Origin of the sequence: Tersicoccus sp. Bi-70 (genome assembly GCF_001968825.1) — a bacterium.
In the GTDB taxonomy this organism is placed as follows: Bacteria; Actinomycetota; Actinomycetes; order Actinomycetales; family Micrococcaceae; genus Tersicoccus.
The window spans coordinates 1-26,957 of the sequence record NZ_MIEU01000002.1; the positions used below are offsets into that span (position 1 = coordinate 1).

At 72.3% G+C, this 26,957-nt stretch carries 24 protein-coding genes, 1 other RNA gene and 1 pseudogene; 16 read left to right on the forward strand and 10 right to left on the reverse strand.

From position 1 onward, the window contains the following. The 9 genes from BGP79_RS00195 to BGP79_RS16820 all read left to right on the forward strand — a co-directional run. Positions 1-515, forward strand: a 515-nt coding sequence (locus tag BGP79_RS00195; RefSeq protein WP_143588247.1) for a M23 family metallopeptidase, incomplete at its 5' end; no start/stop codon positions are given. A gap of 141 nt (positions 516-656) precedes the next feature. Then, positions 657-1,142, forward strand: coding sequence for an SsrA-binding protein SmpB (gene smpB / locus BGP79_RS00200; RefSeq protein ID WP_076692694.1), 486 nt, complete (start codon positions 657-659; stop codon positions 1,140-1,142). Further along, complete coding sequence (locus tag BGP79_RS00205) at positions 1,135-1,539, forward strand: hypothetical protein (RefSeq protein ID WP_143588248.1); 405 nt, start codon at positions 1,135-1,137, stop codon at positions 1,537-1,539. The genes smpB and BGP79_RS00205 overlap by 8 nt, the downstream gene beginning before the upstream one ends. A 136-nt stretch (positions 1,540-1,675) precedes the next feature. After that, positions 1,676-2,047, forward strand: a transfer-messenger RNA (tmRNA) gene (gene ssrA / locus BGP79_RS00210). Positions 2,048-2,205: 158 nt separating this feature from the next. Continuing rightward, the gene (locus BGP79_RS00215; protein WP_076692696.1) at positions 2,206-2,976 is read left to right on the forward strand and encodes a dienelactone hydrolase family protein; all 771 of its coding nucleotides are present in this window, start codon (positions 2,206-2,208) and stop codon (positions 2,974-2,976) included. A 108-nt stretch (positions 2,977-3,084) separates the two neighbouring features. Further along, a complete protein-coding gene (locus tag BGP79_RS00220) occupies positions 3,085-3,309 on the forward strand; it encodes a hypothetical protein (RefSeq protein WP_076692697.1) in 225 nt (74 codons plus the stop codon). After that, positions 3,306-4,745: an MFS transporter gene (locus tag BGP79_RS00225; RefSeq protein WP_076692698.1), complete on the forward strand. Its 1,440-nt coding sequence runs from the start codon at positions 3,306-3,308 to the stop codon at positions 4,743-4,745. Before BGP79_RS00220 ends, BGP79_RS00225 begins: the two co-directional genes overlap by 4 nt. After that, a complete protein-coding gene (locus BGP79_RS00230) occupies positions 4,742-6,577 on the forward strand; it encodes an alpha-glucosidase (protein ID WP_076692699.1) in 1,836 nt (611 codons plus the stop codon). Before BGP79_RS00225 ends, BGP79_RS00230 begins: the two co-directional genes overlap by 4 nt. 2 nt (positions 6,578-6,579) lie before the next feature. Continuing rightward, a complete protein-coding gene (locus BGP79_RS16820; protein ID WP_143588249.1) occupies positions 6,580-7,104 on the forward strand; it encodes a YrdB family protein in 525 nt (174 codons plus the stop codon). A 433-nt stretch (positions 7,105-7,537) separates the two neighbouring features. Here BGP79_RS16820 and BGP79_RS16825 read toward each other — a convergent pair. The 4 genes and pseudogenes from BGP79_RS16825 to BGP79_RS00255 all read right to left on the reverse strand — a co-directional run. Next, a pseudogene (locus tag BGP79_RS16825) lies at positions 7,538-7,999 on the reverse strand (metal-dependent transcriptional regulator); the annotation flags it as partial. Continuing rightward, complete coding sequence (locus BGP79_RS00245) at positions 7,969-9,159, reverse strand: Nramp family divalent metal transporter (protein ID WP_076692702.1); 1,191 nt, start codon at positions 9,157-9,159, stop codon at positions 7,969-7,971. The gene BGP79_RS00245 and the pseudogene BGP79_RS16825, both read right to left, overlap by 31 nt. Before the next feature lie 260 nt (positions 9,160-9,419). After that, entirely contained in the window at positions 9,420-10,259 is an 840-nt protein-coding gene (gene hisN / locus BGP79_RS00250) for a histidinol-phosphatase (RefSeq protein WP_076692703.1), read from the reverse strand. After that, positions 10,259-11,359: a lysylphosphatidylglycerol synthase transmembrane domain-containing protein gene (locus tag BGP79_RS00255; RefSeq protein ID WP_076692704.1), complete on the reverse strand. Its 1,101-nt coding sequence runs from the start codon at positions 11,357-11,359 to the stop codon at positions 10,259-10,261. Before BGP79_RS00255 ends, hisN begins: the two co-directional genes overlap by 1 nt. Before the next feature lie 155 nt (positions 11,360-11,514). Between BGP79_RS00255 and BGP79_RS00260 the strand changes: the two genes are divergently transcribed. Beyond that, a complete protein-coding gene (locus BGP79_RS00260; protein WP_076693230.1) occupies positions 11,515-12,240 on the forward strand; it encodes a CDP-alcohol phosphatidyltransferase family protein in 726 nt (241 codons plus the stop codon). Between the two features lie 34 nt (positions 12,241-12,274). Here BGP79_RS00260 and BGP79_RS00265 read toward each other — a convergent pair whose 3' ends face one another. The 3 genes from BGP79_RS00265 to BGP79_RS00275 all read right to left on the reverse strand — a co-directional run bounded on the left by BGP79_RS00265 (position 12,275) and on the right by BGP79_RS00275 (position 15,644). Continuing rightward, the gene (locus BGP79_RS00265) at positions 12,275-13,399 is read right to left on the reverse strand and encodes a ribosome small subunit-dependent GTPase A (RefSeq protein WP_076692705.1); all 1,125 of its coding nucleotides are present in this window, start codon (positions 13,397-13,399) and stop codon (positions 12,275-12,277) included. Between the two features lie 80 nt (positions 13,400-13,479). After that, entirely contained in the window at positions 13,480-14,862 is a 1,383-nt protein-coding gene (gene aroA / locus BGP79_RS00270; protein ID WP_076692706.1) for a 3-phosphoshikimate 1-carboxyvinyltransferase, read from the reverse strand. Positions 14,863-14,891: 29 nt separating this feature from the next. Continuing rightward, a complete protein-coding gene (locus BGP79_RS00275) occupies positions 14,892-15,644 on the reverse strand; it encodes a DoxX family protein (protein WP_076692707.1) in 753 nt (250 codons plus the stop codon). Positions 15,645-15,871: 227 nt separating this feature from the next. On the opposite strand from BGP79_RS00275, the gene BGP79_RS00280 reads away from it, so the two are divergent. Continuing rightward, the gene (locus BGP79_RS00280) at positions 15,872-16,588 is read left to right on the forward strand and encodes a sigma-70 family RNA polymerase sigma factor (RefSeq protein WP_076692708.1); all 717 of its coding nucleotides are present in this window, start codon (positions 15,872-15,874) and stop codon (positions 16,586-16,588) included. Next, positions 16,585-16,848 (forward strand): mycothiol system anti-sigma-R factor, encoded by a 264-nt coding sequence (gene rsrA / locus BGP79_RS00285; RefSeq protein ID WP_076692709.1) that lies wholly within the window; start codon positions 16,585-16,587, stop codon positions 16,846-16,848. Before BGP79_RS00280 ends, rsrA begins: the two co-directional genes overlap by 4 nt. A gap of 81 nt (positions 16,849-16,929) precedes the next feature. Here rsrA and BGP79_RS17075 read toward each other — a convergent pair whose 3' ends face one another. Then, positions 16,930-17,004, reverse strand: coding sequence for a 50S ribosomal protein bL37 (locus BGP79_RS17075; protein WP_369299106.1), 75 nt, complete (start codon positions 17,002-17,004; stop codon positions 16,930-16,932). Between the two features lie 186 nt (positions 17,005-17,190). On the opposite strand from BGP79_RS17075, the gene BGP79_RS00290 reads away from it, so the two are divergent. Further along, positions 17,191-17,589, forward strand: a complete 399-nt coding sequence (locus tag BGP79_RS00290) for a VOC family protein (protein ID WP_076692710.1) — start codon at positions 17,191-17,193, stop codon at positions 17,587-17,589. A gap of 61 nt (positions 17,590-17,650) precedes the next feature. Here the strand turns inward: BGP79_RS00290 and BGP79_RS00295 are convergent, their stop codons facing one another. Together BGP79_RS00295 and BGP79_RS00300 are read right to left on the reverse strand one after the other, a co-directional pair. After that, positions 17,651-18,265, reverse strand: coding sequence for a GDSL-type esterase/lipase family protein (locus BGP79_RS00295; RefSeq protein ID WP_076692711.1), 615 nt, complete (start codon positions 18,263-18,265; stop codon positions 17,651-17,653). A 127-nt stretch (positions 18,266-18,392) separates the two neighbouring features. Then, positions 18,393-22,253: a multifunctional oxoglutarate decarboxylase/oxoglutarate dehydrogenase thiamine pyrophosphate-binding subunit/dihydrolipoyllysine-residue succinyltransferase subunit gene (locus BGP79_RS00300; RefSeq protein WP_076692712.1), complete on the reverse strand. Its 3,861-nt coding sequence runs from the start codon at positions 22,251-22,253 to the stop codon at positions 18,393-18,395. Positions 22,254-22,599: 346 nt separating this feature from the next. Between BGP79_RS00300 and BGP79_RS00305 the strand changes: the two genes are divergently transcribed. The 3 genes from BGP79_RS00305 (at position 22,600) to BGP79_RS00315 (ending at position 26,867) form a co-directional block, all read left to right on the forward strand. After that, positions 22,600-24,072, forward strand: coding sequence for a GuaB1 family IMP dehydrogenase-related protein (locus BGP79_RS00305; protein WP_076692713.1), 1,473 nt, complete (start codon positions 22,600-22,602; stop codon positions 24,070-24,072). A 261-nt stretch (positions 24,073-24,333) separates the two neighbouring features. Further along, on the forward strand, positions 24,334-25,815 hold the full coding sequence (locus BGP79_RS00310) for a hemolysin family protein (RefSeq protein WP_083701424.1): 1,482 nt from the start codon (positions 24,334-24,336) through the stop codon (positions 25,813-25,815). Then, entirely contained in the window at positions 25,812-26,867 is a 1,056-nt protein-coding gene (locus BGP79_RS00315) for a hemolysin family protein (protein WP_076692714.1), read from the forward strand. Before BGP79_RS00310 ends, BGP79_RS00315 begins: the two co-directional genes overlap by 4 nt. The last annotated feature ends 90 nt before the right edge of the window (positions 26,868-26,957 follow it).

Genomic DNA, 26,957 nt, shown 5'->3' on the forward strand with positions numbered 1-26,957 from the left:
CCCGGCAGCGTGCCGCCGCCGCGGCCGCCGCGGCAGGCCGGGCCCTGGCCCCCGCCCCGGTCGAGAGCGACCCCGCGTCGGCGCCGTCCGGCGGCTTCGGCTTCATCCACCCGGTCCCCGCCGGTGTGCCCGTGACATCCCCGTACGGGCTGCGTCCGGTGCCCAAGGGCACCATCGACTTCACCGGCACCGGCACCTATCTGCACACCGGTCAGGACTTCGGGGCGGCGTGCCGCACCCCGCTGCTCGCGCCGGCCGACGGCGAGGTGATGTTCGCGGACGGCGCCGTGCCGACCGGCGGCAACCGCATCGTCCTCACCCACGGGATCATCGGTGGCAACGCGGTCTCGACGATCTACTACCACCTGACGTCCTTCCTCGTGCATCCCGGGCAGCGGGTCACGCAGGGTCAGATCATCGGCTACACCGGCAGCACCGGCAACTCCACCGGCTGCCACCTGCACTTCGAGGTCATGGTGAACGGCTCCCTCGTGAACCCGGCGCCCTACCTCTGACCCGCCCGTGCGCCGCTGCGGCCGGGCGGCGGCGCGTAGACTGGTGAGTCGCCCACCCGGGCGGAGGCGGCCAGCCGGCCGCCGGACCCACGCACTCGCGCGCCGGAAGCCCCGACGCGCCCACCCCGGCAGGAGGACGTCGTGCCCCAGGACCGCAGCGCCCGCGACGGCGGCAAGACGGTGGCGCTGAACCGGAAGGCTCGGCACGACTACCTGATCTCCGACACCTTCGAGGCCGGCCTCGTGTTGCAGGGCACCGAGGTGAAGTCGCTGCGGGAGGGTCACGCGAACCTGACCGACGGGTTCGCCATCTTCTACAACGACGAGCTGTGGCTCGAGGGTGTCCACATTCCCGAGTACAGCCAGGGCAGCTGGACGAACCACACCGCCCGCCGGCGTCGCAAGCTGCTCCTGCATCGTGAGCAGCTGATCAAGATCTCTCAGAAGACCCGGGAGTCCGGTTTCACGATCGTCCCGCTCTCCCTGTACTTCGTCGGCGGCCGCGCGAAGGTCGAGATCGGCATCGGCCGCGGCAAGCGCGACTACGACAAGCGGCAGACCCTGCGCGAGGCGCAGGACAAGCGCGAGGCCGCTCGCGAGATGCGAGCACGCAACCGTCGTGGCTGACCGCCGCCCGGCCCGGCGACCGGCGCAGCGCCGGGTTCAGCGGCCGGATCAGCGGCCGGCCGGTGTGCGGCGCGGGGGAGCGTCCGCCCCGGCGGCGAGCGCCCGCTCCACGTCGATGCCCTGGTGGACGACGACGCTGATCGTGCTCGACCTGATCTGGCTCGTCTTCACGCTGGGCGGCACCGCCATCGCCTTCGCGCTGTCCTCGTTCGTGGACCAGACGTACTCGTGGTACCTGCTGATGGTGCTCGTCCTGGCCGCGTACGCCGCATTCGTCACGGTGCCGCTGAGTGCCGTCCTCATCATCGTGCTGATCCGGCAGCGCCGCTGGCCGTGGCTGCTGGTACCGGTACTCGTGATCGGAGCCGTCGTCGTCGGGATGCTCGCCGCGGGCTGAGCGGGCGGGAACCGACCCGGGAAGACGGCGGGCCCGGCGTGCGTTATGCTGGATGGTCCGGACACGTTCCGGACGGATGAGATCCGAAAAGGCGCCGCTTCCGGGGGACCGGGAACAGCGTTTGGCAACTGCATATGGGGATGACAGGTTTCGACGATGTGAGTCGCGACAGGGGAAGCGGGCCGAGGATGCAGGGTCATCTCGTCAACGCTCTCTGCAAAACAACAAGTGCCAATTCTAAGCGCACTGACTTCGCTCTCGCTGCCTGAGCAGCCAGAATGAGTCCGTCAGCCCGGGGATGCTCCCGCCCCGGTGACTGGCGTCGATTAGGGGGCCACTGCTCTCAGTCCTCGCCGTAGGGACTGAGGGGACACTCATACGGCTGGGCCCGGGTCAGCCACCTGTCTGCAGGATGGCTGGGGCCGAGTAACACCCGACGCAGACTGCGCCCGGAGAAGTCCTGACAACACCACACCGGACGGGGGTTCGATTCCCCCCATCTCCACTCATCCACCACGTCACCCGCCTCGCTGGGTCGGCGACACGGTCACGGGCCGGCACCTCACGGTGCCGGCCCGTGGTCGTTCCCGGGGTCTCTCGACGCCGGCGCGGCCCCGTGCGGCCGATCATCAGCCTCCTGTCATTCCGGGGCCTAGACTCGAGAGCATGCCCACCATCGAGCTGACCAGTGACAACACCACGAACGGAACCGGCCAGGCCGTCTCCGCCTGGCTCGCGGAGCCGGCTCCCGGGGCGCCCGTACGCGGCGGTCTCGTGCTGATCGAAGAAGTGTGGGGCGTCAACGACCACATCACCGACATCGCCGGTCGTCTCGCCGCCGAGGGCTACGTCGTCATCGCCCCCGAGATCCTCGCCCTCGGCGTCGACCTCGAGGAGGCCGCCGAGCTCGGACGGATCCGATCGCACGGCACCGACGAGGAGCGCCACGCCATCCAGCCCCGGTTCCGGGAGCTGCTCGCCCCGACCCGCTCACCCGAGTTCGCGCGCCCCGCGATCGCCGCCCTGCGCGCCGCCGTCGACCGTCTGCTCAGCGACGACCGGGTCGCCGGCCGCGTCGGCGTGCTCGGCTTCTGCTTCGGCGGCACCTACAGCCTGGCCCTGGCGGCGGCGGACGACCGCCTGCGCGCGGCGGTCAGCTGGTACGGCGCTCCCATGGACGCCGAGCAGCTGAGCACGGTCACCTGCCCGGTCCTCGCCTTCTACGGCGAGGAGGACGAGCACGTGACCGCAAGCCGGCCGCAGGTCGAGGGTGCCCTCGGCGCGATCGGCGTCCCGTTCGAGGGGATCGTCTACCCCGACGCCGGGCACGCCTTCTTCAACGACACCAACCCGCTGGCCTACCGGGCCGAACCCGCGAAGGACTCGTGGCGCCGGACCCTCGACTTCCTCGCCGCAACCCTGCCGGACGGTCGCTGAGACGTCTGCGCTGGGGCGCCCGGTTGGTCCCGTCCGGCGGCCCGTCGGCATCGCTGGCGGGTCGCGACCGGGGGACCCCGCCGTCGGGCCGGGTCCTAGACTGAACCGGTGAGTTGGACCGACCACCGGCCGCCCTGGTTGCCGCCGATCCCGCCCCCGCACCCGGGGCGCTGGCTGATCGTCATCGGCCTGCTCATCCTCACCGGCGCGTTCGTCTTCATCCTCGTCTTGACGGTGGTCGGCGGCACCCACACCCTCTGGACGCTCGTCACGATCCTCGTCGGGCTCGCGTTCCTGCTCGGCGGCCTGCTCACACGCCGGCGCATGCGGTGAGCCCGCCCAGCGCCCGCACCTGGACGACGCCCCTGCAGCGACGCGTGCTCGTCGTCGCGATCCTCGCCTCCTTCATCGCCATCCTCGACGGCTCCGTCGTCAACCTCGCCCTGCCGGCGATCGCCGGCGACCTGGGCGGCGGTCTCGGTGCCCAGCAGTGGATCGTCGACGGCTACCTGCTCACCCTCGGCGCCTTCATGCTGCTCGCCGGCTCCGTCTCCGACGTGATCGGACGCGGCCGGATCCTGCAGATCGGGCTCTGGGGCTTCGGCGTCACGTCGCTGCTGTGCGCGCTGGCCCCGGACCCGACCTTCCTCGTCGTGATGCGGGCCCTGCAGGGCGTGTGCGGGGCGATGCTCGTCCCGAGCGCGCTCGCCCTGATCACCTCCCACTTCGACGGCGCCGACCAGGCCGCCGCGATCGGCACCTGGACCGGGTCGACCGGCGCCGCCACGATCGTCGCGCCACTCATCGGCGGGCTGGGCGTGGACCTGATCGGGTGGCGCATCATCTTCCTCGTCAACCTCCTGCCCGTGGCCGCGTGCCTGATGCTGCTGCCCGTCCTGCTCCGCGCCGACCGCGAGGACCAGCGACCGGACACCCGGATCGACCTGGCGGGCGGTCTGCTGACCGTGCTCGGCCTCGGCGGCCTCGTGTTCGCCCTGATCGAGGCCGGCCGGCTCTCGGCGATCCACCCCACCGTGCTCGCCAGCGCGGCGATCGGCGTCCTCTCCCTGGTCGCGCTCGTCGTCCACGAACGCCGGACCCCGGCGCCGATGATCCCGGCCGCGCTGCTGAAGGTCCGCAACGTGGCATGGGGCAACGCCGCCACCTTCGTCATCTACGGCGCCCTGGGCCTGAGCATCCTCGTGCTCTCGCTCTACCTGCAGCAGGTCGTCCACCTCGGCGCCACGCAGGCCGGCATGGCCACCCTGCCGGTGACCGTGCTGATGATCCTCTTCTCCGCCCGCGTCGGCCGGCTCGCCGGCCGCTGGGGGCCGCGCTGGTTCATGACCGTGGGTCCGCTCGTCGCCGCCGCCGGCCACCTGCTGATGCTGCGGGTGGGCCCGGACCTGGACTACGTCACCGACCTGCTGCCCGGGGTGGTGCTGTTCGGTGTCGGCCTGACCATCACCGTCTCGCCCCTGACCTCCACCATCCTCGGCGCGGTACCGGCCACGGTCGCCGGGGTCGGCTCGGCGATCAACAACGCGATCGCCCGGATCGCGGGCCTGGTGACGACGGCCTCGGCCGGTCTGCTCCTCGGCACCGGCCTCGACACCGACGGCCTGCACCGGGTGCTGCTGACCTGCGCGCTGCTGCTTGCCGTCGGCGGCGTGATCTCGGCGGTGGGCATCCGCCGCCCCGACGTCGACGCGGCCGCTCGCCGGATTGACGGCGACGCGCCCGGGACCGCTGGCATCATGGACCGATGACCCAGCACACGGCGAACGCTCCCGAGACCCACCCGATCGATCCGGCCGACGCGCCCTGGTGGACGCGCGCGGTGGTCTACCAGATCTATCCCCGCAGCTTCGCCGACGGCGACGGGGACGGTTTCGGCGACCTCGCGGGCATTCGCTCCCGCCTGGACCACCTCGCCGATCTCGGCGTCGACGTCCTGTGGTTGTCCCCGATCTACCCCTCCCCGCAGCACGACAACGGGTACGACATCGCCGACTACCAGGACATCGACCCACGCTTCGGCACGCTCGAGCAGTTCGACGAGCTGCTCGCCGCGACCCACGAGCGCGGCATGAAGCTGATCATGGACCTCGTCGTCAACCACACCTCCGACGAGCACGCCTGGTTCACCGAGTCCCGGTCCTCCCGCGACGCCGCCAGGCGCGACTGGTACGTGTGGCGGGACCCGCGGCCGGGCTTCACCGGGGGCACGCCGGGCGCGGAGCCGACCAACTGGCGGTCCTTCTTCTCCGGGCCGGCGTGGCAGTGGGACGAGGCCACCGGCCAGTACTACCTGCGCCTGTTCGCCTCCCAGCAGCCGGACCTGAACTGGGACAACCCGGACGTGCGCCACGCCGTGTACGCGATGATGCGCTGGTGGCTGGACCGCGGGGTCGACGGCTTCCGGATGGACGTCATCAACCTCATCTCCAAGGGCGAGTACGTCGACGTCGAACCGGCGACCTCCTCGATGCCGCTGGGCGCCGAGCAGTACGCCAACGGGCCGCGCGTCCACGAGTACCTGCAGGAGATGCACCGCGAGGTGTTCGCCGGTCGGGACGCCGAACTGATGACGGTGGGGGAGACGCCCGGCACCCCGCTCGAGCACGCCCAGCTCTACACCGACCCGACCCGCGCCGAGGTCGACATGATCTTCCAGTTCGAGCACGTCGGCCTCGACCACGGCAAGGGCGGCAAGTGGGATCCGGCGACCCTGGACCTGCGGCACCTCAAGGCCAACCTCGCCCGTTGGCAGGACGGGCTGTACGGCCGGGGCTGGAACTCCCTCTACCTGAACAACCACGACCAGCCCCGGCTCGTCTCCCGCTTCGGGGACGACGGCCAGGCGGCCGTCGAGCAGGGGAACGTCGAGGACGGTGAGCGGGTGCGGTACGCCTCCGCCACGGCGTGGGCCGCGGTGCTGCACCTGCAGCTGGGGACGCCGTTCGTCTACCAGGGCGAGGAGTTCGGCATGACGAACGTCCCGTTCGCCGGCATCGACGACTTCTTCGACGTCGAGGCCGTCAACCACTATGCCGAGGCGGTGCAGCAGCAGGGCGCGGACCCGCGGGACGTCCTCGCCGCGCTGCGCCTGATGACCCGTGACAACGCCCGCACCCCGGTGCAGTGGGACGACTCGGTGCACGGCGGTTTCAGCGCCGGCTCGGACCAGCCGGACGCCACCCCGTGGATGCCCGTCAATCCGAACTACGCGATGATCAACGCCGCGGCGGACCGCGCCTCGAGCCGGTCGATCTTCCGCTTCTACCAGCGGCTGATCGCGCTGCGGCACACCGACGACGTCGTCGCCTTCGGTCGGTTCGACCTGCTCGAGCCCGAGCACGAGCAGCTCTTCGCCTACACCCGGACGCTCGGGGACCGTGCGCTGCTCGTGACCGCGAACCTGAGCGGGCAGCCCTGCGCGCTGCCCTCGAGCTGCCGCCGGGCCGGCGCCGACCTCGTCCTGACCAATGCGACGGAGGGGACGGACGACGGGGACGCGGCGGTGCTGCGGCCCTGGGAGGTCCGAGTCGTGGCCGTGTCCGTGGACGGCGGCGAGTCGGGCGCCGACGCCGGGGTGTGAGCATGACGCGGCGGGTGCGGCCGGGCGTGCTGCTGCTGCGGTCCCTGCTCTCGTTCCTGCTGGAGATCGGCGCCCTGATCGCCCTCGGCGTGGCCGCCTTCCACCTGCTGCCGCACGAGTCGGCGGTGCCCGTGGCGATCGCCGCACTGGTGGTCCTGGTGCTCGCCTGGGGACGGTGGATGGCGCCGCGCGCGGCTCACCGGGTCGGCCGCCCGGCGCGGCCACTGCTCGCGGCCGGCTTCTTCCTGCTCGCCGCGGCCCTGCTGGTTCTCTCCGGAGTGTGGTGGCAGGGCCTGCTGATGGCCGTCGGCGCCGTCGTGCTGTTCGTGCTCGAACAGCTCGGCGTCGGGCCGGACGAGGAACGCCGGGTGCGCGCGGTCAGGCACCCGTCCGGTCCACGGCAGCGGCCCGGCCGGCCGCGGGCCGCGACCCCGGAGTCTGCGCGGCGGGAGTCCTCCCCGTCGGAGTCGTCGCGGCCGGAACCTCAGCGGCCGGAATCGCACCAGCGCCCGGAGGCTCCGGGCTGAGGGTGCACCCGTCGTGCTCGCCACGGCTGACCGCCCAGACGGCGGCGACCGTGGCGGCCGGCAGCCGCACGTCCGCGCCGTCGAGCGGAGTCTCCGCGGTGCCGGTGGTGCGGCTCGGCCCGCCGCTGCGCTCGTCGTTGTGCCCGTCGATTCGCTCGCCAGGTCGCCCGCCGCTGTGAACGGCGGTTGCTGCCCTCGTGTCCCGGTGGACGCGCAGGTGTCGGCCGCCGGCGCCGGGCTGCCCGGCGTCGTCCGCCGCGGTCAGCACGGTCAGCTCGCTCAGCGGTCCGATCCCGAGCGCGGCGAGCTGCCGCAGCGCGGCCGGGTCGGCGTCGCTGACGCGGCGCACGAGCACGGGGTGGCCGGCGTCGAAACCGGCGAGCGGGCGAGCGTCGACGGTGGCCAGGGTGCCGTCGCCGCGGGGGATGGGGTCCCCGTGGGGATCCTGGTCCGGATCGCCGAGCCGGTCCGCGATGGCCTCGATCAGCCGGTCGGACACCGCGTGCTCGAGCCGTTCGGCCTCGTCGTGCACCTCGTCCCACCCGTACCCGAGCTCGGTGGCCAGCCACGTCTCGAGCAGCCGGTGCCGGCGGATCATGGCCACCGCGAGCGTCTGCCCCGCCGGCGTGAGTTCGACGGGCCGGTAGGGCCGGTGGACGACGAGTCCGCGTTCGTCGAGCCGGCGGACCATCTCCGACGCGGACGCCGCGGTCACGCCGAGCCGCGCGGCCAGGGCGGTCGTCGTGATCGGGCCCGGGTGCCACTCGGTGTGGGCGTGGATGGCCTTGACGTAGTCCTCGACGCTGGCGCTGGCCTTCGTCCCGGACCGCCCCGGTCCGCCGGCGGCGGGCTGCCGTCCCGGGCTCACGAGGCGGCGCCCGTGACGGTCAACCACAGCAGCAGCACGTTGAGCGTCACGACCAGCGCCACCGCCGTCCAGGCGAGCACCCGCGTCACCACGGGGTCCCGGTACCGGCCCATCAGCGAGCTCCGGCCGGTGTAGCGGACCAGCGGGATGACGGCGAACGGGATGCCGAAGGAGAGCACCACCTGGGAGATCACGAGTGCCCAGGTCGGGTCGACGCCGGCGGCGAGCAGGCCGATGGCCGGGATCAACGTCAGGGCGCGGCGCAGCAGCAGGGGAATGCGCCAGCGCATCAAGCCGCCCATGATGACCGCCCCGGCGTAGCTGCCCACCGACGTCGAGGCGAGACCGGAGGCCAGCAGCCCGACGGCGAACAGCACGCCGATCACCGGGCCGAGCGCGGCGACGATCGCGGCGTGGGCGCCGGGGATCGAGTCGGTGCCCTCCACCCCGCCCAGCGTCGAGGCGGCGAGCAGCAGCATGCCGATGTTGACGACGCCGGCGACGGCGAGCGCCCCGCCGACGTCGACGCGCGTGGCCCGCAGCACGAGCCCGGTGTCGCGCCGGGCGTGGTGCCGGTCGCGGCTGAGCGCCGAGTGCACGTAGACGGCGTGCGGCATGACGGTGGCCCCGAGCATGCTGGCGGCCAGCAGCACGGACTCCGGTCCCGCGAAGCGCGGCACGAGGCCGCCGAGGACGCCTCCGGGATCGGGCGGGCTGAAGACCAGCCCGGTGAGGAACCCGAGGGTGATGACGGCGAGCATGCCGACGACGATGCGCTCGAACGGCCGCTGCCCGTGCCGCGTCTGCACGAGGAGGACGCCCATCGAAACGAGGCCGACGACGGCCCCGCCGATCGGCAGGGGCAGGCCGAACAGCAGCTGGAGCGCGATGGCTCCGCCGACCACCTCGGCGAGATCGGTGGCCAGCGCCACCAGTTCGGCCTGGAGCCAGAACGCCCGCCGCGGCCACGGGGGGAGGCGTTCGCCCAGCAGCTCGGGCAGGGAACGGCCGGTGACGATGCCCAGCTTGGCGGACTGGTACTGGACGAGCACGGCCACGGCGTTGGCGGCGACGAGCACCCAGACGAGCAGGTAGCCGTAGCTCGCGCCCGAGGTCAGGTTGGCGGCGACGTTGCCCGGGTCGACGTAGGCGACGGCGGCGACGAAGGCGGGGCCGAGGAGGGCCACCGAGGGCCAGCGGCGGCGGCGCGGTGACGCCGGTTCGGCGTCCGCAGTGGCCGTCGCCGACGTGGCCTCACCCGACGGCGCCGCTCCTGGCGGCGCCGCACCCGACGGCGCCGCACCCGGCGGTGCTGCATCCGACGCTCGGCCGGCAGAGTTAGGCATACCTGAAAATTACCCGCCGGAGCCGGCGCACGGCAACGTCCGCCCGACCCGGCAGGACATGGGCGGGCGCGGACGAGCGAGGTCACACGGAGGCGGAGAGGTCAGCCCTGCGCGGGCGTGAGGGCGAGTTCGTCCAGGCCGGGGTTCAGCCGGCGCAGGACGTCGGTGTGCAGGCGGGCATTGGTGGCCAGCGCGTTGCCGCCGAAGGGCCCGTCGACGCCGTCGAGGGACGTGAAGCGCCCGCCGGCCTCCGTCACGATCGGCACCAGCGCCGCCATGTCGTGCAGGTTCAGCTCCGGCTCGCAGGCGATGTCCACGCTGCCCTCGGCCACCAGGCAGTAGGACCAGAAGTCGCCGTACGCGCGCGTGCGCCACACGTCCTCGGTGAGGCCGAGGAACGCGTCCAGGGCGCCGCGTTCCTTCCACCCGCTCAACGACGAGTAGGAGAGGGAGGCGTCGGCGAGGGTACCGACGTCGGAGACCCGCAGCCGGGTGGCCGCGGCCAGGGAGCGGCCGGTGAAGGCGCCGCCGCCCTCGGCGGCCCACCAGCGCTTGTTGAGCGCGGGCGCCGAGACGACGCCGACCACGGGCCGGCCCTCGTCGATCAGCGCGATCAGGGTCGCCCACACCGGCACGCCGCGGACGAAGTTCTTGGTCCCGTCGATCGGGTCGATCACCCAGCGGCGCGGTCCGGAACCGGTGGACCCGAACTCCTCACCGAGCACGGCGTCACGCGGCCGCACGCGGGCGAGCTGCGCGCGGATCGACTCCTCGGCGGCGGTGTCGGCGTCGCTGACCGGCGTCAGGTCCGGCTTGGTCTCGACCGTCAGATCCTGGGCCTTGAACCGGGCCATCGTCTGGGCGTCGACCGAATCGGCGATCACGTGCGCCAGGCGCAGGTCCTCGGTCCAGGGCGAGGAGGTCCGGTCGCGGGTCGTCATCATCTCTCCTGTGTCGCCCGGTGGGCGTGGCGTGGTCGGTGGTGGTCGGACGGGGCAGGCTGCGGGCTCGGTGCGGCGGCAACCGGGTGGATCGTCGGGCCGTCCTCGGGGCCGGTCCGGGAGGTGCGTGCGGGGTGCGGACGGCCACTGCGCAGTGTACGGGTCAACAGGACGACGGCGCCCGGCAGCACCGACACGAGCGCCAGCAGCCCGTAGGCGACCGAGACGGCCACCCCCTGCGCGGGCGGGTGGCCGAGCAGCGTGAAGCCCAGCGCCGCGGCACCCTCCCGGGGTCCCCACCCTGCCACGTTCAGCGGCACGGACATGCCGGCGAGGGAGATGGCCGCCAGCGCGGGGGCCTGCGCGAGGGGTACGGCGGGGGCCACGGTCAGCAGGGCCACCACGAAGATCGCCGCGAACACGGCCCAGCCCGCGACCGAGAGCAGGATCACCAGCCCGAGCGTCCGCCGGGGCAGGCGACGCAGCCACGGCGATGCGACGGCGGCGGTCGACGCGGCGATGGCGAGGCAGAGCAGCGCGGCCCCGAGGTGGACGGGCGCCAGGGTCACGGTCGCCGCGAGGAGGACGACGGTGGTGCCGGCCAGCCGTTCGGCCGCGACGGCGCCCACGCTGCGCTTGAGGGTCTCCCGCAGGGGCCGGGATGACGCGTCGGCCCGTCGCGACGGCTGCTCGACGGCGCGGACGGCGTCCCCGGCGAGACCACCGGGCAGGACGGCGTTCAGGAACGCCGCCTGCCAGCAGCGCGCGACGGCCGCCGACGTGCTCACGCGCAGACCCTGGGCGGCGGCGACGAGCCGCCAGCGGTGGGCCTGCAGGAGGATGCCGAGGGCACCGAGGACGAGTCCGGCGACGACGGCCGGCCAGGTCAGCACGCGGGTGGCGGCGATGAACGGCGCGGGTCCCCACGCGGCCACGACCCAGACGAGGATCCCGACCGTGACGGTCACCTGCAGCGCCACGATCAGCGGACGGGCGGACAGGGGCGTCCGGGCGGACGGCTCGCGTGAGCCGGCGGGGATCGCCTCGCGGGGCGGCGGGATGCCGGGCGCGGCCGGTCCACCTCGCCCGTCTGGTCCCATGGCCGCAGTCTATCCGGGGCCCGAAGCCCGGCTCTGGCCGCCGGAGGGACCGCGGGAGAGGATGGGTCCACCAGTCCGGGGTCGGGGTCGTCGATCGTCGGCCCTCGTCGTTCCCGAGAGGTGCAGGAGGTTCCCGAGAGATGCAGGAGGGCCGGATGCACCGTACAGCGGACCGTGTCGGCCGGCGCGCGATCCTCGATGTCGTCGTCACGGTCCTGAGCGCGCTGGGGGTCGGCATCCTGCTGGTCCAGTTCGGTGGGGCATCGCCACTCGGCAGCGCGGCCGCCGTGATCAGCGGGCTGACGCTCGTGGCGGTGGGCGTGCTGAACATCGTCCGACGCCGGCCCCTGTTCTCCACGCCCGCGGACCGGGTGACGCTGAGCCGGGCGGTGCTCGGTGGAGGCTGCGCCACCGTCGTCGTGCTCGCCCTGCTCGGCGTGGTGCCGCCCCGGTCGTGGTGGCTGCTCCTGCTCGCCGCCCCGGCGGTGCTGCTCGATGCCGTGGACGGCGCGGTGGCACGACGCACCGGCACGGCGTCCGAGCCGGGATCCCGGCTGGACATGGAGACCGACGCGGCACTGCTGGTGGTGTTCTCGATTCCGCTGGCGATGGTGCTCGGACCGTGGGTGCTGGCGGTCGGGCTGATGCGCTACGTGTTCGTGGCCGCATCCCGGTTCCGGCCCGCGCTGCGGGCTCCGCTGGACTACAGCCGGTTCCGCCGCATCGTCGCGGCCGTCCAGTCCGTGGCCATGGTCGTGGCGCTGGTGCCGGTCGTACCGGTGCCCGTGGCGACCGTCGTCGTCGCGGTCGCCCTGCTCCTGCTCACCATCTCGTTCGCGCGGGACGTCGTGACGCTCGAACGCCGGTCCCGGTCCCACTGACGCGTCCCGACAGCCCTCGACGGCGGGGCTGACGTCAGGGAGCCTCGTCGGTCGAGCCGAGTTCCTTCTCGGCGGACGCCTCGGCCTCGCCGACGCCGAGCAACCGCCGGAACGAGGCCAGGCGGGCGGGTCCGGCCGGTCCGGCTCCGCCGTCGGCCACCCAGGCGTCGAGTTCGCAGCCGTCCTCCGCGCTGCGGTGCTCGCAGCCACGGGGGCATTCGTCGGCGCCGGGTTCGAGGTCCTCGAAGGCCCGCAGCAGGGTGTCGGCGGACACGTGCGCCAGCCCGAACGACCGGATGCCGGGGGTGTCGATGATCCAGCTGCCCGGCGCCGAGTCGGCCACCCGGATGGCCAGGGCCGAGGAGGAGGTGTGCCGGCCGCGGCCGGTCACGTCGTTCACCGAGCCGGTGGCGCGGTCCGCGGCGGAGAGCGCATTGACGAGCGTGGACTTGCCGACCCCCGAGTGGCCGACGAGTACGCTGATCCGCCCGTCCAGCCAGTCGTGCAGGGTGCGGATCGCGTCCGGGTCGAGGGCGGCATCGTCGTCGCCCTCATCGTCCTCATCGCCGGCGACGGCGTCCCCGCCCCGTGCCGCACCGGTCCGGCTGATCACGACGGGCAGGTCCAGGTGGGCGTAGTTGGCGAGGAACGGCGCCGGGTCGGCGAGGTCGGCCTTGGTCAGGCACAGCAGGGGGGTGATGCCGGCGTCGTAGGCGGCCACCAGGGCGCGATCCACGAAGCCGGTGCGCGGCTCGGGCCGGGCGGCGGCGGTGACGATGACGAGCTGGTCCGCGTTGGCGACGACGACGCGCTCCACCGGGTCGGTGTCGTCGGCGCTGCGCCGCAGCACCGTCGCCCGCTCCCGGATCCGGACCAGCCGGGCGAGGGAGTCCTCCCCGCCGCTGACGTCGCCGACCAGGTCGACCGCGTCACCGGGGACGATCGCGGTGCGACGCAGTTCCCGGGCCCGGGCAGCGACGACCACCCGCTCGTCCGCGGTGTCCTCGCCGACGACGGTCGTGTAGCGGCCGCGGTCCACGGTGATGACGCGCCCGACGACGGCGTCCCGGTGCTCGGGGCGGTCCTTCGTCCGGGGCCGGGTCCCGCGCTTGTTGGGGCGGATCCGGACGTCGGACTCGTCCCACTCGCGGCCGCTCACGGGCGCCGCCGAGCGGGGGTGGCGCGGGAGAGGACGGGGAAGTGGAACGACGGGAGGAAGGTCACGGGGACGGCCACGGTTCAGGCCGTGCCGGCGAGCATGCGCGCCCACAGGTCGGCGAACTCGGGCATCGTCTTGGCGGTGGTGGCGATGTCCTCGACGCGCACGCCGGGGGTGACCAGCCCGAGGACGGCGCCGAAGGTGGCCATCCGGTGGTCGGCATAGGTGTGCAGGTCGGCGGCGTGCAGGTCGCCGCCGTCGATCACGAGGCCGTCGTCCGTCTCGGTGGTGGGCGCGCCGGCGCGAGTCAACTCCTCCCGCAGGGCGGCCAGCCGGTCCGTCTCGTGGCCGCGCAGGTGGGCGATGCCGTGCAGCCGGGAGCGCCCGGGGGCGACGGCGGCGAGGGCGGCGACCGTGGGGGCCAGTTCACCGGCGGCGGAGAGGTCGAGGTCGACGGGGCGCAGCCGGGTGGGTCCGGTGACGGTCACCAGTTCGGGCCCGCGCGTGACGGTGGCGCCGAAGGCCGGCAGGATGTGCCGCCAGTGGTCCCCGCCCTGGGTCGTGTGCTCGGGCCAGCCGGTGACGGTGACGCGCCCGCCGGTCACCAGGGCGGCCGCGAGGAACGGGCCGGCGTTGGAGAGATCGGGCTCGATGGCGACGTCGAACGGGCGCACGTCACCCGGCTCGACCGTCCAGACGTCCGGGGTGCCGTCGTCGACGACGACGCCGACCTCGCGCAGCACCTGCACGGTCATCTCCACGTGCGGCAGGCTCGGGATCGGCGGGCCGGCGTGCTCGAGCCGCAGCCCGGACGCGAAACGAGGTGCGGCGAGCAGCAGCGCGGAGACGAACTGGGAGGAGGCGGAGGCGTCGATGACGACGCGGCCGCCGGTGACGGTGCCCGTGCCGTGGACGGTGAAGGGCAGGGTGCCGCGTCCCTCGTCCTCGACCGTGACGCCGAGTCCGCGCAGCCCGTCCAGGACGGCGCCCATCGGCCGGCGGCGGGCACCCTCGTCGCCGTCGAAGCGCACCGGGCCGTCGGTCAGGGCGGCCAGGGGCGGCACGAACCGCATCACGGTGCCGGCCAGTCCGCAGTCGACGGACCGCGCGTCGGAGTCGGAGCCGGAGGTCAAGGCCGAGTCGGAGCCGGGGCCGGGGGTCGAGGCCGAGCCGGCGGGGATCGCCGCGGTGAAGCGCCAGTCCGGGCCGAAGGCGCCGTCGCCCGGCACCTCCTCCACCCGGGCGCCGAGGGCGCGGACGGCGGCGAGCATGAGGTGGGCGTCCCGGGAGTGCAGCGGGGCCCGCAGGCGGGAGCCCCCGCCGGCGAGGGCGCCGAGCACGAGGTACCGGTTGGTCAGCGACTTCGAGCCGGGCACGCTGAGGACGGCGTCCACGGGTTGCGTCGCGAGCGGAGCCTCCCACCAGGGGAGGCTCCGCTGCGGTGCGTCGGTCGTGCCGGTCATCGTGGCCGGGTCGCTGCCGGGACGGGAGCTCAGAGGATGCCGGCGGCCTTGAGCTGCTTCTCGGCCTTCTTCTGCCACTCGGAGGCGTTCTTCGAGGCGTTCCTGCTGACCTTCTTCGACGTCTTCGCGGCGGTGTCGCGGACGTTGGCCGTGCTCTTCTGCAGGTTCTTGCGGGCGTCCGCGGTGTTCTTCTGCAGGTTCTTCCGGGCATCGGCGGTGTTCTTCGCCAGGTTCTTCTTCGTGTCCGCGGCGGCGTTGCGCACGTTCTTCTTCGTGTCCTCGGCCGTCTTCACGATGTTCTTGCGCGTCTCCGACCGGGCAGCGGACCGCTTCGCGCCGGCGGCGGCGTGCTCGGCGCGCCAGGCCAGGGAGGGCTTGCCGTTGCGGTCGACGGCGGCCAGGGCGGCGCCGCCGGCGAGGCCGACGTTCTTGAGCAGCTGAGTGCGACGCGCGGTCTTCTCCTCGGCGGTCTCCGCCGGCGCCTGGGAGAACTCGACCCACGCGTTGACGGCCTGGGTGCCGACGAGCACCGTCGAGGCGAGGCGGCTGAACTTGCCGACCGCCAGCAGCGCGCCGGCGCCGGCCTGCACGCCACCGAGCACCTTGGTGACCGTGACCTCGTCACGGGTGTACTGGGCGACCTGCGGGGCCACCGAGCGCAGGCTGCCGAGCACGGGCTGCAGGGAGGGGGCCTGGGTCGTGGCGTTCTTGACACGGTCGATGCCGGACAGCACGAAGGTGCCGGCGAGGGCGGGGCGAGCGAAGAAACGAACGAGCGTCATGATCTGCCTCCAGGCGGTGGGGACACGGCGCCGACCTGCGGCGTCGGCCATGGTGACCGGCGATCCGCACCGACGCCGAGGGTCGGTGCTTGTCAGTTTTCCATCTTTTCGTCCCCTCGCACACCCGAGGTGACGGGGAGGGCCCGGTGACGGGGAATAAGAGACGGCCACGAACCGGTTGGCATCTGTCGGAAGGAACACCAGGAACGGACACGGGAGGAGAAGCCATGCCGGTGCTCGAGGCGACCCCAGTAGACTGGGCGACGATGACTTCAGCACCACGCACGCCCCCTCCGGCGGCCGGCGCCGCCGCGAGCGACGCGCCGACCGATTCCCCCGACGTCGACGTCGCCAGCGAGACGGCGGATGAACGACGCGCCCGCTTCGAGCGGGACGCGCTCCAGTACGTCGACCAGCTCTACTCGGCGGCGCTGCGGATGGCACGCAACCCCGCCGACGCCGAGGACCTGGTGCAGGAGGCCTACGCCAAGGCCTTCTCGGCCTTCCACCAGTACAAGCCGGGCACGAACCTGAAGGCCTGGCTGTACCGGATCCTGACCAACACCTACATCAACCTCTACCGCAAGCGGCAGCGTGAGCCCCAGCAGTCGCAGTCGGAGAACATCGAGGACTGGCAGATCGCCCGGGCCGAGTCGCACACGTCGACCGGTCTGCGCTCGGCCGAGGCCGAGGCGCTCGATCACCTGCCGGACTCCGACGTCAAACGCGCCCTGCAGGAGATCCCCGAGGACTTCCGGCTGGCCGTGTACCTCTCCGACGTCGAGGGCTTCGCCTACAAGGAGATCTCGGAGATCATGGGCACGCCCATCGGCACCGTGATGTCCCGGCTGCACCGCGGCCGGAGGTTGTTGCGAGAGAAGCTCTCCGACTACGCCGTCGACCGCGGCATGAAGGTGAGCAGCACCAAGGAGAAGACAACATGAGTGAGGAAGACTGCACGGCCCTCGGGGGCTGCACGGACGCGCGGATCGAGCGACTCTACGAGTACCTCGACGGCGCCCTGGCGTGGGAGGACATCGCCGAGATCAAGGCGCACCTCGACCACTGCCCCGAGTGCGTCCAGGAGGAGGAGGTCGAGCGCGTGATCCGCACCGTGGTGCGCCGCAGCTGCGCCGAGACCGCTCCGGAGACACTCAAGGCCACGATCATCAGCCGCATCACGGCCGTGCGCGTCTCCCGCTGACGTCGTCGCCCCGGCATTCCCGCCGGGCACGCGGAAGGGCCCCGGACATCGTCCGGGGCCCTTCGTCATGCCGTCAACGGCTCAGGTGTTCGGCCGCTTGCCGTGGTTGGCTCCACCGCGCTTGCGGTCGCGGCGCTTACGTGCCCGCTTGCTCATCACTGCCTCCTTCGCCGTCGGTCGTCATCGTCGCCGTCCATTCTCCCACAGTGGGAGCGGTGTTCCGGACGGCGGCCGACCACGAGCCTCCGCCGGAGGACTCCGGAGGAGGACAGCACCTGTCCGCACCGCCTCCTACACTCCTGCTTGTCAGCAGTGACCTCAGCTTGAACCGCAGGAGGAACCATGGATCTGCGCTGGTACTCGATCGTCATCGACAGCCGCGACATCGCCGCGCAGGCGCGGTGGTGGGCCGAGGTGTTGAACTGGCAGGTGGTCTTCGAGTCCGACGAGGAGGCCGTGATCATCCCGCGGTGGTCGGAGGAGGAGATGGCCGCGACCCCGTTCGACCGGGTGGGCCCGGGCCTGGTGTTCGTGCCGGTGCCCGAGGAGAAGGTCGGCAAGAACCGCCTGCACCTCGACCTCGCCCCGCACACCAGCCTCGACCGCCAGGAGCAGGCCGACCGGTTGCTGGCGCTCGGGGCCACGCGTGCGGACGTCGGTCAGGGACCGGACGTCACGTGGGACGTGTTCCGGGACCCGGAGGGCAACGAGTTCTGCCTGCTCTCCTCGCGGGACCGATAACGGACACCGCCGGATCGGGACTGCCGGGACCGCCGGATCATCCGGCGGACCGACGACGTGGTCACGCCGGGACGGGCAGCCGCATCCACTCGTACCAGCCGCGGTGCAGCACGAGCCACGCGAGCAGCCCGTAGCCGGCCTGCCCGGGACGGCCGTCGTTCGCGGCGAGGTCCGCCCGCCACTGCTCGTGGTGCTGCAGCGGGGTGAAGGTGTCGACGTAGATGTGCCGGCGCCGCGTGGTGACGTCGGCGAACGCGGCGGACAGGTCCGCCAGGCGCCGGTTGCGCACCGGGTCGAGTCCCGGGGGAGGCCCGACGACGATCACCGGGATGCCCTGCTGGGACGCCCCGTCGATGATGTTGGCCAGGTTGAGCCGGCTGCGCGCGCTGGAGACCTCGACGTCCAGGTCGTGCGCGGCGAGGCCCACGACGAGGCGGTTCTCCGCGCCGTCCTCGAACCGGCGGCCCACCTCGTCCTGCCAGCGGGCGGCGAGAGCCTCGGTGCCCTCCTGCGGGGCGGCGAGGGTGTAGGCGGCCAGGTCCAGGTCCTCGGTGGGGGTGCGGGCGATCACCCGGCCGAACCAGCCGAGGGCGCGGGGGTCGCCCACCCCGGCCAGCAGCTCGTCGCCGATGGCGCTGATGCGGACGGTGCGTTGCTCGAACACAGCGGAGGACATCCCTTCAGGCAGGGGACGGGGGGGCGGGAGACAGAGGTCAGACCGTTCAGGCAGGACCGGCGGGAATGGCGATCCACCGGAACGGGAGAGGGCGCCGTGGCCGAGCCACGGCGCCCGCTCACGTGGGTCAGTTCGTGGCGAACGCCGAGGAGACGAGCCCCTGCAGCTCCAGGGCGTGCCGCTTGGCCGAGCCCGTGGCGGGCGAGGCCGACGCGGGACGCGACACGAGCCGCACCGGACGATCCAGCTGGGGAACCAGGTTCAGGCCCATGAACGGCCACGGACCCTGGTTCGCCGGCTCGTCCTGCGCCCACACGATCTCCGCGTTCGGGTACGCGGCCAGCTGGGCGCGCACCTCCTCCAGCGGGAGCGGGTAGAGACGCTCGACGCGGACGATCGCCGTGTCGGTGATGCCCTGCTTGTCGCGGTGCGCCGCCAGATCGTAGTACAGCCGGCCCGAGACGATGACGACGCGCTTGACGTCCTCCGCCCGCAGGTTCGCCTGATCACCGATCACCGGCTGGAACGTGCCCTGCGTGAAGTCCTCGACCGAGGAGGCCGCGGCCTTGAGCCGGAGCAGCTGCTTCGGCGTGAACACGATCAGCGGCCGGCGCGGCTTGCTGAACGCGTGCCGCCGCAGCAGGTGGAAGTGCGAGGCCGGGGTGGTCGGGTTGGCCACCGTCATGTTGTCCTCAGCGCACATCGTCAGGTACCGCTCGATCCGGGCGGAGGAGTGGTCCGGGCCCTGACCCTCGTAGCCGTGCGGCAGCAGCAGGGCGAGCGAGGACCGCTGCCCCCACTTCTGCTCGGCGGAGGAGATGAACTCGTCGATGATGGTCTGCGCCCCGTTGGCGAAGTCGCCGAACTGGGCCTCCCACAGGACGAGGGCGTCCGGACGCTCCACCGAGTAGCCGTACTCGAAGCCCATGGCCGCGTACTCGCTCAGCAGCGAGTCGTAGATCCACAGCTTCGCCTGGTCCTCGGTCAGGTGCGTCAGCGGGGTCCACTCGTCGCCGGTGATCCGGTCGTGGAACACCGCGTGGCGCTGCACGAACGTGCCACGACGCGAGTCCTGGCCGGCGAGCCGGACGGGCACGCCCTCCATCAGCAGCGACCCGAGCGCGGCGAGCTCGCCGAAGCCCCAGTCGATGCCGCCCTCGCGGGACATCTGCTCGCGCTTCTCGAGCAGCGCCTTGAGCTTCGGGTGCACCGTGAAGCCCTCGGGGATGTCCAGGTGCGCCTGCCCGATCCGGGCGAGCCGGTCCACGCTGATCGCCGTCGAGTCCGGCACGCTGTTGCCGCCGTCGTCCTCCTGCTGCGCGGTCGGGCGCTCGAGGTCGGAGACCGCCTCGCTGTCCCGGGAGACCACGGGCATCGGCGACGTCTGGGCGGCGTGCGTCTCGGAGAACACCCGCTCGAGGCGCTCCTGGTAGTCCTTGAGTGCCTGGTCCGCCTCCTCCTGGCTGATGTCGCCGCGGCCGACGAGGGCCTCGGTGTACAGCTTCCGGGTGGAGCGCTTGTGCTCGATCAGCGTGTACATCATCGGCTGCGTCATCGAGGGGTCGTCACCCTCGTTGTGACCGCGGCGCCGGTAGCTGATCATGTCGATCACGACGTCCTTGTGGAACCGCTGGCGGTAGGCGAACGCCATCTGCGCGACGCGCACCACGGACTCCGGGTCGTCCCCGTTGACGTGGAAGATCGGCGCCTGCACCATCCGGGCGACGTCGGTCGAGTAGACCGAGGAGCGCCCTGACGACGGGGCCGTGGTGAAGCCCACCTGGTTGTTGACGATCACGTGGATCGTGCCGCCGGTGCGGTAGCCGCGCAGCTGGGAGAGGTTCAGCGTCTCCGCGACCACGCCCTGGCCCGCGAACGCGGCGTCACCGTGCACCTGGACGGCGAGCACCGGGAACGAGGTGGGGCCGTCGGAGCCCTGGTTCAGCCGGTCCTGCTTCGCCCGGACGATGCCCTCGACGACGCCGTCGACGGCCTCGAGGTGGGACGGGTTGGCGGCCAGGTAGACCTTGGTCCGGTTGCCCCGCTCGGAGACGAAGGAGCCCTCGGTGCCGAGGTGGTACTTCACGTCGCCGGAGCCCTGCACGGACTTCGGGTCCACGGTGCCCTCGAACTCGCGGAAGACCTGCGCGTAGGTCTTGCCGGCGATGTTGGTCAGGACGTTGAGCCGGCCGCGGTGCGCCATCCCGATGGCCACCTCGTCGAGCCCGTCGTCCGCCGCGTCGTCCATGATCGCGTCGAGCAGCGGGATCAGCGACTCGCTGCCCTCGAGGGAGAAGCGCTTCTGCCCGACGAACTTGGTCTGCAGGAACGTCTCGAACGCCTCGGCCGCGTTGAGCTTGCCGAGGATGTGCAGCTGCTCCTCACGGTCCGGCTTCTTGTACGGGTGCTCCAGCCGGTCCTGGAACCACTGGCGTTCCTCGGGGGACTGGATGTGCATGTACTCGATGCCGACGTTGCGGCAGTACGCGTCGCGCAGCACGCCGAGGACGTCGCGCAGCAGCAGCTTGGGCTTGTCGCCGAAGCCGCCGGTCGGCCACTCCCGGTCCAGGTCCCACAGGGTGAGGCCGTGGGTGCGGATGTCGAGGTCCGGGTGCTTGCGCTGGACGTACTCGAGGGGGTTGATGTCGGCCATCAGGTGGCCGCGCACGCGGTACGCGTGGATGAGCTGCTGGATCCGGGCGACCTTGTTGATCTGCTCGATCGGGTCGACCTGCACGTCCTGCGCCCAGCGGATCGGCTCGTAGGGGATCCGCAGCACCTCGAAGATGTGGTCCCAGAAGTCCTGCTCGCCGAGGAGCAGCTGGTGCACGAGGCGCAGGAACTCGCCGCTGCCGGCGCCCTGGATCACCCGGTGGTCGTAGGTCGAGGTCAGCGTGATGATCTTGCTGATCGCGTGCTTGGCGAGCGTCTTCTCGCTGGAGCCCTGGAACTCGGCGGGGTACTCGAGCGCGCCGACGCCGATGATCGCGGCCTGGCCGGCGGAGAGCCGCGGCACGGAGTGCACGGTGCCGATGCCGCCCGGGTTGGTCAGGGAGACCGTGGTCCCGGCGTAGTCCTCCATGGTCAGCTTGTTGTCGCGGGCCCGCTTGATCAGTCCCTCGTAGGCCGTCCAGAACTCGACGAAATTCATCGTCTCGGCCTTCTTGATGTTCGGCACCACGAGCGTGCGCGTGCCGTCGGGCTTCGGCAGGTCGATGGCGATGCCGAAGTTCACGTGCGCCGGCTGCACGGCGGTGGGCTTGCCGTCGACCACCTCGTAGCGCACGTTCTGCGACGGGAACGCGGCCAGGGCCCGCACGACGGCGAAGCCGATGAGGTGGGTGAAGGAGACCTTGCCGCCCTGCGCCCGGCGCAGGTGGTTGTTGATCACGATGCGGTTGTCGACCAGCAGCTTCGCCGGCACGGCCCGCACGGTGGTGGCGGTCGGCACGGTGAGGCTGGCGTCCATGTTCGCGGCGACGGCCTTCGCGACACCCTTGAGGACGGTGCGCGTGTCCTCCTCGGTGCGCTGGTCGCGGTCGTTCGCGGGCAGCTGCGCCGGGATGGGGGTGCGGATGCGGGTGCTGTTGGTGCCCGGCTCCGCGATCGGGACGGGCTTGGCGCCCAGGATCGTCGAGCGGGAGCCCTTCGCGTCGGCGTCGGGGTCGGCGGGGTTGGTCGCCGGGCCCTCGTCGCTCACGTCAGAACCGGTCCCGCGCGACTCCTCGGGGGAGCGCTGCTGCGGCGCCCGGTCCTGCGAGGGCTGCGCCTGGGGAACACGATTGCCGTTGGAGGACGCCGGGGCGGGGGAGGCGGCACCGTTGCCCGCCTGTCCGTTCGGGGCGTCCGCGTCGAACGAGTCGAAGATCGGCCACCACTTCTGGTCGACCGAATTCCGGTCCTTGACGAACTGTTCGTACAGTTCGTCGACGAGCCACTCGTTGCCCGCGAACTCCTCGGGAATGCGCTGGTGTGGTTGGTGTGGCAATGAATTCGCCTCTTCCGTCTGTGCTGCCCGATCCACCGTCGCCCCGTCCGCTCAGGCCTGCACGCGCGACGCGCCGGACGTCCGTGGTCGGCTCGTCATCAGGCCGCGCGTGGTCGCGCCTGGGCAGCGGAGACCACGGCCCAGTCTAGTGACGATGGTGGGGGGTGGCTAATCACCGCACCACCGGCGGCGTCATCGCCGACGGCGTGATCTCGGCCACGTCCGGGGCCCGCGGATCCGGGCGTGCCGCCCGTGCTGCCGGTCGGTGCTGATTTGTCGCCGCCCTCGCGCGGACGGTATCGTGGTGCGGTTTGCCGTCCGGATCTGCCCGCAGGAGAGCGCCGCCATGAAGTTCCTCACCGAGCCCACGACCGACCTGACGTACGCGGACGTGTTCATGGTCCCGTCCGCGTCCGACGTGGCCTCGCGCCTCGACGTCGACCTCGCGACCGACGACGGCACCGGCACCACCATCCCGATCGTCGTCGCGAACATGACCGCGGTGACCGGCCGGCGCATGGTCGAGACGGTCGCGCGCCGCGGCGGCCTCGGCGTGCTGCCGCAGGACGTGCCGCTGTCCGTGATCGCCGAGGTGACCGCCTGGGTCAAGGGCCGGCACACCGTCTTCGAGACGCCGGTGCGGCTCGGCCCGGGGGACACCGTGATCGACGCGCTGCACCTGGTGGGCAAGCGCGCGCACGGCTACGTGGTCGTGGCCGACGACGAGGGGCGCGTGCTCGGCATCGCCGGGGCGTCCGACCTGGCCGGGGTGGACCGCTACGCCTCGCTGGAGTCCGTCCTGCGCGCCGTGCCGACCATCGACGCGGCCGCACTGGACGCCGCGGACCTCGCCTCGGACCCCGACCGTGCCGAGGCCGCCCTGCGGGAGGCCTTCGCGGTGCTGAACGCCACGGCGTCCGGTTTCGCGCCCGTGGTTCGGGACGGCGTCCTCGCCGGCGCCCTGACCCGGACCGGCGTGCTGCGCTCCGGGCTGTACCGCCCCGCCGTCGACGCGCAGGGCCGGCTGCGGGTGGCCGCCGCCGTCGGGATCAACGGCGACGTCGCCGCCAAGACCCGCGGCCTGCTCGACGCCGGCGTGGACACCCTCGTCGTCGACACCGCCCACGGCCACCAGCGCCGGATGATCGACGCGCTGCGCACCGTCCGATCCCTCGCCCCGCACGTGCCCGTCGTCGCCGGCAACGTCGTCAGCGCGGCCGGGGTGCGGGACCTGGTGGATGCGGGCGCCGACATCGTCAAGGTCGGCGTCGGCCCCGGCGCCATGTGCACCACCCGGATGATGACCGCCGTCGGGCGCCCCCAGTTCAGCGCCGTGCTCGAGTGCGCGGACGCGGCGCGGGCGCTGGGCAAGCACGTGTGGGCCGACGGCGGGGTGCGCTATCCCCGTGACGTCGCCCTCGCGCTCGCCGCCGGCGCCAGCCAGGTGATGATCGGCTCCTGGTTCGCCGGCACGCACGAGAGCCCCGGCGACCTGCAGCAGGGCGCGGACGGGCGGCAGTACAAGGAGAGCTTCGGCATGGCCTCGGCGCGCGCCGTGCAGAACCGCACCCAGCAGGAGGAGGCCTTCGAGCGGGCCCGCAAGGGACTGTTCGAGGAGGGCATCTCCAGCTCGCGGATGTACCTGGACCCCGCGCGGCCGGGCGTCCAGGACCTGCTCGACGGCATCACCTCCGGGGTGCGCAGCTCGATGACCTACGCGGGGGCGCGCACGCTCACCGAGTTCCGGCAGCGCGCCGTCGTCGGCATCCAGTCCGCCGCCGGGTACGAGGAGGGTCGCCCGCTCGCGCAGAGCTGGTGAGCGGCGAACCACACCTCCCGGACCGGGGCGGGGCGGTCCGTCACGGCCGGAGGCGCCGGCAGCATTCGCTCGGCTTCCGGTCGGAGGGCTCTTGTAGACTGGAACTCTTATGGGAAGACACTCACCCCGCCGATCCATGAGGAGCCACCCGGGCGCAGCTGACGCTGCCCCGGGTCGAAGTTCCTCCAGGCCCCTCGGGGCCTTCCGCACGAGCCCCGCCCCGCGGGCGACCCGGCCGCCGTGGCCGCACCGGAGCCGTTGATGGAATGGCTGCTCCTGGTCGCCGGCATCCTGCTCGTCCTCGGCACCGGCTTCTTCGTCGCCGTCGAGTTCTCCCTCGTCGCCCTCGACCAGACGCAGGTCCAGCGCTCCGTCGCGGCCGGTGAACCCGGCGCCGAAGCGCTCCTGCGCTGCCTCAAGAGCCTCTCGACCCAGCTCTCCAGCTGCCAGCTCGGCATCACGCTGACCACGCTGCTCACCGGTTACGTGATGGAGCCGTCGCTGGCGACCCTGCTCGGCGGCCCGCTCGCCGCGGTCGGGGTGCCCGAGGGACTGCAGCACGGCGTCGCGCTGGTGGTGGCGATGATCGTCGCCACCCTGTTCTCGATGCTGCTCGGCGAGCTCGTGCCCAAGAACATCGCCATCGCGATGGCGCTGCCGCTCGGCCGCGCCCTGGCCCGGCCGCAGTTGATGTTCACGGCCGTGTTCAAGCCGGCCATCGTGGTGCTCAACGGCTTCGCCAACCGCATCCTCCACCTGCTCGGTCTCGAGGCGAAGGAGGAACTCTCCGGGGCGCGTTCGCCCGAGGAGCTCTCCTCGATGGTGCGACGCTCGGCCCAGCTGGGCACGCTCGACGCCGGCACCGCGACGTTCGTCTCCCGGACGCTGGGCTTCGCCAGCCAGACGGCCGCCGACGTGATGACCCCCCGGCCCCGGATGTCCTCGGTGGACGACGAGGCCACGGTCGCCGACGTCGTCGAACTCGCCCGCAGCACCGGGTACTCCCGGTTCCCCGTCCTCGGCTCCTCGGTCGACGAGATCCGCGGCGTCGTGCACGTGAAGAAGGCGATCGGCGTGCCCGCCGAGCGGCGCCCGCACCTGGCCGTCGGCGTCATCATGACCGACGTGCTGCGCGTGCCCGAGACCGTCCACCTCGACGCGCTGCTCGCCGAACTGCGCGACGGCAACCTCCAGCTGGCCGTGGTGCTGGACGAGTACGGCGGCACCGCCGGCATCGTCACCCTGGAGGACCTGGTCGAGGAGATCGTCGGGGAGGTCTCCGACGAGCACGACCGGGTCAAGCCCGGCGTACTGCAGAGCGCGGCGGGGGACTGGTACTTCCCCGGCCTGATGCGCCCCGACGAGGTCAGCGAGCAGATCCCCGGCCTCACCGTGCCCGACGAGTCCGGGTACGAGACGGTCGGCGGCTACCTGATGAGCGAGCTCGGCCGCATCCCGGCCACCGGGGACACCGTCGACCTCGAGTCCGGCGTCCTCACCGTCGAGCGCATGGACGGCCGGCGCATCGACCGGATCCGGTTCACGCAGCTGCCCGACGACGCCGCCCAGCCCGATGAGACCTCCCAGCCCGACGACGCCGCCCAGCCCCACGACGCGTCCCAGCCCGCGCGTGCCGTGCCCGCCCGCGGTGCGCACGCCGTCCCACCGGTGGAGCGGTCCGCAAGGGAGCCGTCCGGCTCGCACGCCGTCACCTCGACCGAGACGGGAGGGCCCGTCCGATGAGTGACTGGTTGGGCATTCTCTGGCTCGTCGTCCTGCTGATCGGCAACGCGTTCTTCGTCGGTGCCGAGTTCGCCATCATGTCCGCTCGGCGCAGCCAGATCGAGCCGTTGGCCGAGACCGGGAACCGCCGGGCGAGGACCACCCTGTGGGCGATGGAGCACGTCTCCCTCATGCTCGCCTGCGCGCAGCTGGGCATCACCGTCTGCTCCCTGCTGATCCTGCAGGTCGCGGAGCCGGCCATCCACCACCTGATCGCCGATCCGCTCGAGGCCGTCGGGCTCTCGTACGAGGTGGCCTCCGTCGTCGGGTTCGCCGCCGCGCTGCTGATCGTCACGTTCCTGCACGTCACCCTCGGGGAGATGGTGCCGAAGAACATCTCCGTCTCCGTCGCGGACCGCGCCGCCCTGGTGCTGGCCCCGCCGCTGGTGTTCATCGGCCGCCTCGTCAAGCACGTCATCATGGCGTTGAACTGGACGGCCAACCACGTGGTGCGCCTCGTCGGCGTCCAGCCGAAGGACGAGGTCACCTCGACCTTCACCCTGGACGAGCTGTCCTCGATCGTGGAGGAGTCCACGCGCACCGGGCTGGTGGACGACGAGGCGGGCATCATCTCCGGGGCGCTCGAGTTCTCCGGGCACCACGCGCGGGACACCATGGTCGGGGTCGAGGACCTCGTGACCATCGGCGTCGGCGCGACGCCGGAGGAGTTCGAGCGCATGGTCGGGCGGACCGGCTACTCCCGGTTCGTGTTCGTGGACGAGACGGGCAACCTCACGGGCTACCTGCACCTGAAGGACGTCCTCGGCATCGACCCGGCCGCCCACCAGCGGCCGATCCCCGAGTCGCAGGTGCGGACGCTGGTCAACCTCGCCCCCGACGAGGAGGTGGAGGACGCGCTGGCCCTGATGCAGCGCACCGGCTCGCACCTGGCCCGCGTCATCGACGGCCGCGGCCGGACCCTCGGCGTGCTGTTCCTCGAGGACATCATCGAACAGCTGGTCGGGGAGATCCGCGACGCGACCCAGACGCAGGACTCCCGCCGCCACGGGTGACGACATGAGCGCCGGGCCACGTCGGCGCCAGATGCGAATCGTTCGCGATTGCGGTTAGGATGAAGACGGTCGCTTGATGCGACTCGTTGT